6 protein-coding genes are annotated in these 9,496 nt (G+C 69.3%); 1 reads left to right on the forward strand and 5 read right to left on the reverse strand.

The window, feature by feature from the left end; translation table 11 throughout:
* Positions 1-45 precede the first annotated feature (45 nt).
* Positions 46-1,305: an alpha-hydroxy acid oxidase gene (locus AACX88_RS07900; RefSeq protein WP_339392489.1), complete on the reverse strand. Its 1,260-nt coding sequence runs from the start codon at positions 1,303-1,305 to the stop codon at positions 46-48.
* Positions 1,306-1,569: 264 nt separating this feature from the next.
* On the opposite strand from AACX88_RS07900, the gene AACX88_RS07905 reads away from it, so the two are divergent.
* A complete protein-coding gene (locus tag AACX88_RS07905; RefSeq protein WP_339392490.1) occupies positions 1,570-2,373 on the forward strand; it encodes a FadR/GntR family transcriptional regulator in 804 nt (267 codons plus the stop codon).
* 111 nt (positions 2,374-2,484) lie between these two features.
* On the opposite strand, the gene AACX88_RS07910 is transcribed toward AACX88_RS07905, so the two are convergent.
* The 4 genes from AACX88_RS07910 to AACX88_RS07925 form a co-directional block, all read right to left on the reverse strand.
* A complete protein-coding gene (locus AACX88_RS07910; protein WP_422614420.1) occupies positions 2,485-6,144 on the reverse strand; it encodes an efflux RND transporter permease subunit in 3,660 nt (1,219 codons plus the stop codon).
* A 487-nt stretch (positions 6,145-6,631) separates the two neighbouring features.
* The gene (locus AACX88_RS07915) at positions 6,632-7,372 is read right to left on the reverse strand and encodes a B3/B4 domain-containing protein (protein WP_339392492.1); all 741 of its coding nucleotides are present in this window, start codon (positions 7,370-7,372) and stop codon (positions 6,632-6,634) included.
* 67 nt (positions 7,373-7,439) lie between these two features.
* Complete coding sequence (locus AACX88_RS07920) at positions 7,440-8,042, reverse strand: response regulator (RefSeq protein ID WP_339392493.1); 603 nt, start codon at positions 8,040-8,042, stop codon at positions 7,440-7,442.
* A complete protein-coding gene (locus AACX88_RS07925) occupies positions 8,039-9,295 on the reverse strand; it encodes a sensor histidine kinase (protein WP_339392494.1) in 1,257 nt (418 codons plus the stop codon). The genes AACX88_RS07920 and AACX88_RS07925 overlap by 4 nt, the downstream gene beginning before the upstream one ends.
* Positions 9,296-9,496: the final 201 nt, after the last annotated feature.

Consider the following 9,496-nt stretch of genomic DNA (forward strand, 5'->3'; position numbering starts at 1 on the left):
TGGGCCGGGAGGCCGGGTTCGGCGGGCGCCGGGCTCAGCTGCGGCTCAGCGTCCGAGGTCCTCGATCGAGGCGCGGTCCGCGCGGGTGAAGCGGCTGAGCTGGGTGACGTGGCCCGGTTCGAGTTCGGCGATCGTCGAGACCTGGAGCAGCTTCATCGTCCGCTCGATCTGATCTCGGAGGATCTCGATCGTCCGGTCCACACCTTCGCGGCCGCCGGCCATGAGGCCGTAGAGGTAGGCACGGCCGATGAGCGTGAAGTCAGCGCCGAGGGCGAGCGAGGCGACGATGTCGGCGCCGTTGCGGATGCCGGTGTCGAGGATGATCTCGACGTCGTCGCCGACCTCCCGGGCCACCGATGGAAGCAGTTCGAAGGGCACGGGGGCCCGGTCGAGCTGGCGCCCGCCGTGGTTGGACAGGACGATCGCGTCGACGCCGAGATCGGCGAGCCTCTTCGCATCGTCGAGGGTCTGGACGCCCTTGACCGCGAACTTCCCCGGCCACATCTTCCGGATCGTCGCGAGGTCGTCGAAGTCGATCGTCGGATCCATCGCGGAGTTGATGAGCTCGCCGACGGTGCCCCCGGTCTCCGAGAGCGAGGCGAATTCGAGCTTCGCCGTGGTGAGGAAGTCCCACCACCACCAGGGGCGCGGGATCGCGTTGAGCACGGTCTTGGCACTGAGCTGCGGCGGGATCGAGAAGCCGTTGCGGCTGTCGCGCAGGCGCGCCCCTCCCACGGGAGTGTCGACGGTGAAGAAGAGGGAGTCGAAGCCGGCTTCCGCCGCACGTTCGACGAGTCCGTAGGAGACCTCCCGCTCACGCATGACGTAGAGCTGGAACCAGTTCCGGCCGTAGGGGTTCGCGGCCTTGACGTCCTCGATCGCGGTCGTCCCCAGCGTCGAGAGCGTGAAGGGGATGCCCGCGGCACCGGCCGCGGAAGCTCCGGCGATCTCGCCCTCGGTCTGCATGAGCCGGGTGAAGCCGGTCGGGGCGATGCCGAAGGGCATCGACGAACTGCCGCCGAGGATCTGCGTCGTCGTGTCGACATGGGAGACGTCGTTGAGGATGGAGGGGTGGAATTCGATGTCCTCGAACGCCTGGACGGAGCGGGTCATCGAGATCTCGCCCTCGGCCGCGCCGTCGGTGTAGTCGAATGCCGCAGCCGGTGTCCGCCGCTTCGCGATCCGACGCAGATCCTCGATCGTCAGCGCCGATTCGAGGCGGCGCTTCTTGGGATCGAGTTCGAGCTTCTTGAACTTCATCAGCTCGAAGATCTCCGCGGGCTTCGGGATCTGCCTTCTCACCATGGATGTGACTCCTTGCTCATCGGTGCGGCTGTGCACAGCTGTGGGGCTGACGGTCCCCCCCTGTCGAATCCAGCCCGATCGTTCGGTACTGTATGACATCTATGAGGTCAGACCATTAATCTGAGCATAGGACCGCACCGAGACCGCGTCAAGGCTTCGCCGCAGATCGCGGCGGCAGAAGCAGTGCCGTGGGAATGATCGCGCGGCGGCAGGAACGACGCCGCGGGAGGACCACCGCCGCGGTCGGACGAGAAGAGGACAGGCATGAGCGAGAACGCAGACAGCACCGGAACTGCCGCGCACGCTGCCCGCTCGAGCACGGCCGCAGGCGCTGCCACAGCCCGCCCCGAGTGGACGCCGGTGAGCCGCCCGAGCACGCATGAGCTCGTCATCGACGCGATCGAGGAGCAGATCATGTCCGGCACGCTCACCGTCGGCGATCCCCTGCCGGCCGAACGGGAGCTCGCCTCGAAGCTCGGCGTCAGTCGCGCGAGCGTACGGGAGGCCCTGCGGGTGCTCGAGAGCCTCGGCGTCATCCGCTCGAGCGGCGGATCGGGACGCGGCGCCGGCACGTTCATCGCCTCCCTGCCCAGCGAAGCCCTCACCCGCGTCCTCCGCCTCCACGTGGCGCTCGCGAACTTCAGCGTCGGCGAGGTCATCGAGACGCGCGTCCAGCTCGAGCGCTCGAGTGCGGCACTCGCCTCGGCGCGGGTCACCGAGGACGCCCTCGCCCAGCTCAACGCCTCGCTGGCGATCATGGACACCCCCGGCATCAGCCTCGAGGTCTTCAACGACGCCGACACGGCCTTCCACGTCGCGATCGCCCAAGCCACCGGCAATCAGCTCTTCTCCGACCTCACGGGAGCGATCCGCAACTCCCTGCGCCGCCCGATCCTCGCAGCCTTCCGCGACGTCGACGATCCCGCCGCGCTCATGGCCGCCCTGCAGAAGCAGCACCACGCGATCCGGGATGCGATCGCCGCCGGCGACGGAGCCCGGGCAGCTCAGCTGACCGAGGAGCACATCCACACCGCCGCCGAGGCACTGCCTGCCCTCACCGACCTCTGAGACCGTCGCCGAGGCGGAGCCCCGACAGCGGACTGTCTCGCCGGCACGATCCGGCCAGGCACCGCCAGGCAGGCACCGCCCGGCCGGGCAGCCACCGACCGGGCTGGGAGTTCACTCGGCTGCGTGACGTCCGGTCACCTCGGCGGTCTCCTCCTCGATCCTCGCCTCCTCGGCCTCCTGCTTCCTGGCCCTCTTCTCCGCTCGGCGGGCGGCATTCCGCTCCTTGCGCCGTTCGACGAGGAGGTAGAGGGTGGGCACGAGGATGAGGGTGAGCACGGTCGAGGAGGTCAGACCGCCGATGACGACGACCGCCAGCGGCTGGGAGATGAACACTCCTCCGCCGGTGAGGCCGAGCGACATCGGCACGAGGGCGAACACCGTCGCCGCGGCCGTCATGAGGATCGGACGCAGGCGCAGGCGGGTGCCGTGGACGATCGCGTCGTCGAGTCCCATGCCGTGGTCGCGGAGTTTGTTGATGAGGTCGATGAGCACGATCGCGTTGGTCACGACGATGCCGATGAGCATGAGCAGACCGATGAGCGAGGGGATGCCCAGCGGAATGCCGGTGGCCAGCAGGAGCAGGACCGCACCGGTCGCGGCGAAGGGGATCGACACGAGCAGGATGAGCGGCTGCACGAAGCTGCGGAACGTCGCGATCATGACGAGGAAGACGAGCGCGATCGCCACGAGCATCGCCCAGCCGAGCTGGGAGAACGACTCGGCCTGTTCGGCACTGGCACCGCCGACGTCGAAGCTCACACCTGAAGGCAGATCCATCGACCCCGTCAGCTGTGAGGCGGCGGCGGTGACGGCGTTGAGCTGACCTTCGGCCGGGGTCGCGAACACCGTGACCTGACGTTTGCCGTCCTCGCGGGTGATCGTCGCCGGGGTCTTCGTCTCCTTGACCTCGGCGACCTCGTCGACCGTGATCGGGTCGCCCTTGAGGTCGGGGATCGCCTCCTGCTCATCGGCGAGGCGCTCGTCCTCGGCCTGCGTCCGACGCTGCTCGGACTGGCCGTCGATGAGGTCGTCGATGGCCTGGTTGGCCTCGCGCAGACCCTTCTCCGCGGCGGCGACTCCCTCTTCGGCCTGATCGATCGCATCCTGACGCATCTGCCCGGGGGTCTTCGGCGGAGGCGGGTTCTGCACGTCGCGCAGCGCCTGCCTGGCCTCTTCGAGCTGGTCGGCGGCATTGTCGCGGGCCTCGCGGGCGGACTTGAGCGCATCGGCGGCCTCGTCGTCGGCCTTGCGCTTGGCCTGTGCGGTGCGCCGGTCGGTCTCCTCCTTGATCCGGTCGGTCGCGTCCTCCTGCGCGTTCTTCGTCTGCACCTCGGTGACGGGCAGTTCGAGCGCCCGGATCTCATCGGGGGTGGCGTCGGGGTTCGTGGGCGCGATGAAGATGTCGCGCTCCTTGCCCTCGAGGGTGACCTTGCCCGCCTCGGTGCCGCGCAGCGCCGCGCCGATCGCCTGCCCGAGCTCGGCCTGGCTGTAGCCGTAGTCGGCGGCCTTCTTCCGATCGACGTCGACCTGGATGATCGGCTGGTCGGAGGCGAGGTCGTTGCGGGCGTTCGTCACCCCCGTCGTCTCGCTCATCTTCGCCGTCACCGCATCCGCGGCCTTCCGCAGGGCGCCGAGGTCGGAGCCGGAGAGTTTGATCTCGACGTCCTCGTTGCCGCCGCTGCCGGCGCCCTGGACTTCGATCTCCCCGGCATCCTCACCGAGGCCCTCGAGCTGGCTGCGGATCCGGGTGATCGCGGCCGCCCCGTCGGAGTCCTCGGCGAGGGTGACGTTGAAGCTGTTCTCCGCTCCCGATTCGGGGCCGTTGATCGTCGAGGAGTACGTGTCGACGTCCCCGTCGGCGCCGAGGACCTCTTCGACCTTCTTCGCAGCGTTGTCACTGGCCTCCAGCGATGCGCCCGCGGGCAGGGTCTGGGAGATGTAGAGCGAGTTCTGTGCGGCCGAACCGAGCAGGTCGGTCTTGAGGAAGCTCGCGAGCATCATCGTGACGATGAAGACGACCACGGAGAACGCGATGGTCCGCCACGGGTGGCGCAGGGCCGCGAGGATAGCGGGCAGTCCCCGCTGCTGGAGCCGGTCGATCCGGTCCGAAGCCTCGCCGTCGCCGGGCATGGGCCGCGGCGCGGGCACGACCTGCGCATCGGGCAGGGGCTCCTTGCCCTTCTCCGCCCGCTTCGCGTTCTTCTTCTCGATCTTCGCCTGACGACGTTCGGCACGCTTGGCCGACTTCGCCTCCTGCCGCTCGATCCACGCTTCGTAGCGCTCATCGGCGGCGAGCTGCCGTTTGGGTGAGAGCGGCTTCGGGCTGCGTCGCAGCACCCAGTAGCTGAAGACGGGCACGATGGTCAGCGCGACGACGAGTGAGGCGAGCAGGGCGAGGGTGACGGTGACGGAGAAGGGCCGGAAGAGCTGACCGGCGATGCCGTCGACGAAGGCGATGGGGAGGAAGACGGCCACGGTCGTCAGCGTCGAGGCGGTGATCGCCCCGGCCACCTGACGCACCGAGGCGACGATGTCCTCGACCGTGAGCTCGCTCGTGCCCTGCCGTCTGCGGATGTTCTCGATGACGACGATCGAGTCGTCGACGACGCGGCCGACGGCGATCGTCAGGGCTCCGAGGGTGAGGATGTTGAGCGTGTAGTCGCCGACCATGAGCCCGATCATCGCGATGAGCAGCGACATCGGGATCGAGATCGCGGCGACGATCGTCGACCGGAACGAGCCGAGGAAGGCGAGGATGACGAGGACGGCGAAGAGGAGTCCGAGGCCACCTTCGACGGAGAGGTCCTTGATCGACTTCTCGATCTCCGGGGCCTGGTCGAAGATCGTCGTGAACTCGACGTCGGATCCGAGGCTCGACTTCGAGGCCGCGAGCACCTCGCCGACCTTGTTCGAGACCTCGACGACGTTGTCGTCCTGGCCCTTGACCACGGACACCGTGACAGCGTCCTTGCCGCCGGCCCGGGAGATCGAGGTCTTCTCGATCGCATCGAGGGAGACATCGGCGACGTCCTTCAGCAGCACCGTGCCGTCGGCGGTCCGCAGCGGGGTGTTCTCGATCTGCTCGACGGCATCGACCGGGGTGCCGACCTCGACGGCCATCGAGGTGTCGCCGGTCGAACTCTGGCCGGCGGGCACGACCGTGCCTGCGGCTTTGAGCTCATCGGGCACCGAGGTCGTCACGACGCCTTTGTCGTTGACGTCCTTGGCCCGGAAGGCGATGTTGACCCGCTGCTCGGTCTGACCGGTGACGTCGACGCTGGCCACGCCTTCGACGGCTTGGAGTTTGGGTACGAGGTCGGCTTCGAGCCGGTCGCCCAGCGTCTGGGGGTCGCTGCCGGAGACGGCGACCATGACGACGGGGAAGTCGTCGATCTGCTGGGACAGGACCTCGACCTCGGCGCCCTCGGGGAGGTTCGCCTTCGCCCCGTCGACCGCGGTGCGCACGGTGTCCGTCATCTTCTCGGAGTCCTTGCCGAACGGCCAGGTCACCGAGGCGGTCATCATCCCCGCCGAGGTGGTCGTCTGCACCGATTCGAGGTCGCCGACGGAGTCGAGCGCGGTCTCGAGCGGCTTCGTCACCGTCTCCTCGACGACGTCGGGCGAGGCGCCGGGGATGGTCGCCTGCACGGTGGTTCCGGGCAGGTCGACCGAGGGCATCGTCTCCTGGTTGAGCGAGGTGGTGGCGACGACGCCGAAGACGGCGATCACGAGGGTGAGGAGTCCGACGATGATGCGGTTCTTCAGACTCATCCTGGTCAGCTGGGACACGGGTTCCTCCGGGTCTGAGCGTCGACGGGGCGTCGACGGTCTTCGGGCGCACGGGATCGCGACCGAGGGTCAGTGGTCGTAGTCGGCTACCGCAGCGAGAGCTGCGGCCGCAGATCAGTCTTTCAGTCCGAACGGCTTCGCGCGTCCCCCGAAGGTTGTGCTTCGCCTCCCCCATGCGGGGGATATTCAGCGGCTTCACGGGGGATGCTCATGGTTCGATCCTAGAGACGGTCGGGCAGGTCCACAGGGGTGTTATCCCCCGTCTTCGACCTGCGGAAATGCTCCTGGTCCGGGAATGGGGGCTCCGGATGCAGGGTTGGGGATGCGGGGATGGGAGGGGACGGATGCGAGGACGGAGCTGCGGGGTCGGTTGCCGGACATCGGGGCCTGTGACGCAGTTCTGCGGCATCGGGTCGTCCGCGGCAGTTCTGCCGAGTCGGGGGCGGCCGGGGGCGCGGAGTGCGGAGTCTCATCCCATCTCCTCCCAACGGATCGGGTGGTTGGGTCCGAGGACGAGGTGGGAGTGGGGTTCGGTGCCCCAGATCGCGGAGATCTCCTGTCTCAGGGTCTCCATCACGGCTCCGACGTCGGTGACGGCGCCCTGGTGGAGGGCCTCGACGACGATGAGGCCGCGCTGCGTGCTCGCCCTCACCGCCGCGTGGGCGCCCTGACGGTTGGTCCACCGCCTCGAGTGCACGCGACCGGCGTCGTCGGCGAAGACCACCTCGCCGGGAGCAGGATGCTCGACGCTGCCGCCGAAGGTCACGTGCTCCTCGTCGCCGACGGCTTCACGGATGTGCATGTCACCGGCGACGAAGTCGCGGTCGAAGACGCCGACGGGGATCGCGTACCTGGCGGAGACGTGATTGCACAGGTCGATGAGCGGGTGGATCCGCGGCAGGTGCCCGTCCTTGCCGAGCCGGCGCAGCAGGGCCTCCGACGCGCAGCGGTACTGGGTGGGTTTGAGGCCCATCGCGGCGAAGCCGCGGCGCCAGGCGCGGATCTCGGGCAGATCGCTGACCGAGCGGGATTCGAGCCTCCGGCATGCGGCCTCCCGGTGGGGTCGGAGGCGGTCACCAACCTCGGCGGACGCGTCGATGCCGTGGGCGTAGAGGATGCCGGCGACGAGAGTCGGATGGGTCTGCCAGATCTCACTGGAGTGGACGACGAGCATGGTCAGCGGGCCTTTCTCTCCGGTTGACGGGGACACTGCCCATCGTCGAGGGCACGAGCGGACGCGCACCGGTCCAACGGCGGACGGAGAATGCGGACCAAGTTCAGATCCATCCGTGCTCCTCGGCGAGGATGACGGCCTGCTGCCGCGTGGACACGGAGAGCTTCGCGAGGATCGCGGAGATGTGGTTGCGCACGGTGCCCGGCGCCAACGACAGCGACCGGGCTATCTGACCCGTCGTCTCACCCCGGCGGCCTGCCCGCAGGACGTCGAGCTCACGGCTCGTCAGCGGCGGCCGGTCGACGCTCAGCGCGTCGGCGGCGACCTCGGGGTCGATGTAGCGGGCACCGCCTGCCACCTGGCGGATGATCTCGGCGACCTCCTCGGCGCCGCGGGTCTTGGGCAGGAATCCGGCGACGCCCGCCGCCAGCGCCCGCCGGAGCACCCCGGGCCGGGCGTGCCGGGTGACGATGACGCACCGGGTGGGCACGGTCCGACGCAGCCGAGCAGCGACGTCGACGCCGTCGAGGCCCGGCATCTCGAAGTCGAGCAGGCACACATCCGGGCGCAGGGCGACGGCCTCGGTCAGCGCCTGCTGCCCGTCGGCGCACTGGGCGATGATCTCGATGTCGGGTTCGAGGTTGAGCAGGGCGGCGAGCGCGGAGCGGATCATCCCCTCGTCGTCGGCGAGCAGCACGCGGATCACGGGCGAGCTCCCCGAGGCGGGGCGGGAATGGTGACGACGACGGTGAAGTCCTCACCGCGGAGCACCTCGACCGTGCCGCCGACGGCGACGATGCGCTGCCGGATGCCCTCGATCCCGGAGCCGGTGCCCTCCTCGGCGCCCGGCCTGCGGTCGTTGACGATCTCGTAGCGCCACCCTTCGGGCCTGCGGGTCAGGGCGATCCGGGCCCGGGTGCCGCCGCCGTGGCGGATGGCGTTCGTCGCGGTCTCGCGGATGACGGGGCCGAGCTCGTCGACGGGGGCGAGGTCGACGTCGGAGTCGTGGCGCAGATCGACGGTCATCCCGGCTGCGGTGAGCAGGTCGCGGACGTTGGCGAGTTCGTCGCTGAGCAGGACGGACCGGAACCGGGCTGCGAGGTCACGGGTGCCCTGCCGGGCCTCATCGACGCTGAGGCGGGCGGCGTGGAGCTGTTCGCGGGCGGCCTCGGGATCGGTGTCGCCGAGGCGGTCGGCGAGTTCGAGCTGGAGGGCGATGATCTGGAGGTGGTGGCCGTGGAGGTCGTGGACGTCGGCGGCCACGCGCAGCCGCTCCTGTGTGGCGGCGAGCTTCGCCTCGGAGGCACGCGCCCGGTCGAGGACGACGACGACGTCCCACCACCACAGAGAGCTCGCGGTCGCGACGGGCAGGAGGACCGTGAGGAGGAGGACCCACCGGTCGTCGCCGGCGATGCTCACCCCCTGGACCGCGTCGAAGACCGCGAGGCACACGAGCACGATGACGGCGATCGCGGCGAGGCGCAGCTTCGCCGCGGTCCGCCAGCTGACGAGGACGAAGGACTGGACGACGGGCAGCAGTCCGAGCAGGCAGCTGCCGGCGGCGATCCCGAGGGCGGCCCCGCAGGCCAGGGCGATCCCGAGGCCGATCCAGGTGCGTGTCGAGGGTGGGGTTCCGGTGCTCGTGGGAGCGAGGTCGGGGCGCGCCGAGGTGGGGGCAGCGAGGGATGGGTCGGAGGGGGCGGCGGCGGGGGTTTCGCTGCGGCGGTGGGAGGCCAGCAGCCACGCCGTCGAGAGCACCCACACGAGTCCGGCGGTTCCGAGGATCGCCGTCGTCGAATCGGCGGTGCCCGACTTCGCCGACACGATCACCCAGCCGGTGACGACGAGGACCTCGTAGACGATCACTCCGATGACCGTGTACCACCAGGTGGCAGAGATGCCTCTGGCCAACTGGCGTGCGCCGCGTGAGGGGTCCGCGGCACCGGGGAAAGTGCTCATGCGCCCCACCCTAAGCCCGTGACTTTTGTGGCTCTTCGCAGCTGAGAGTGTAGTCGGGTTGGGCGCGTCGGTCGCTGGATAGGGGTCGAGGCCCTCCGAGGATGGAAGTTCTGACACTGCCCATCCTGAGGACCTCGACATGGATCACGCTACCTTCGTTCGCCCTGACCTGACCACGTTCTGCCGTCTCGACGAGCTCGG

The organism is Brevibacterium metallidurans, from assembly GCF_037101285.1.
GTDB classification, from domain to species: Bacteria; Actinomycetota; Actinomycetes; order Actinomycetales; family Brevibacteriaceae; genus Brevibacterium; species Brevibacterium metallidurans.

Coding starts and splice junctions, on each gene's coding strand:
- AACX88_RS07900 (WP_339392489.1), bottom strand. CDS start 1,305: ATGGTGAGAAGGCAGATCCCGAAGCCCGCGGAGATCTTCGAGCTGATG.
- AACX88_RS07925 (WP_339392494.1), bottom strand. CDS start 9,295: ATGAGCACTTTCCCCGGTGCCGCGGACCCCTCACGCGGCGCACGCCAG.
- AACX88_RS07905 (WP_339392490.1), top strand. CDS start 1,570: ATGAGCGAGAACGCAGACAGCACCGGAACTGCCGCGCACGCTGCCCGC.
- AACX88_RS07910 (WP_422614420.1), bottom strand. CDS start 6,144: ATGAGTCTGAAGAACCGCATCATCGTCGGACTCCTCACCCTCGTGATC.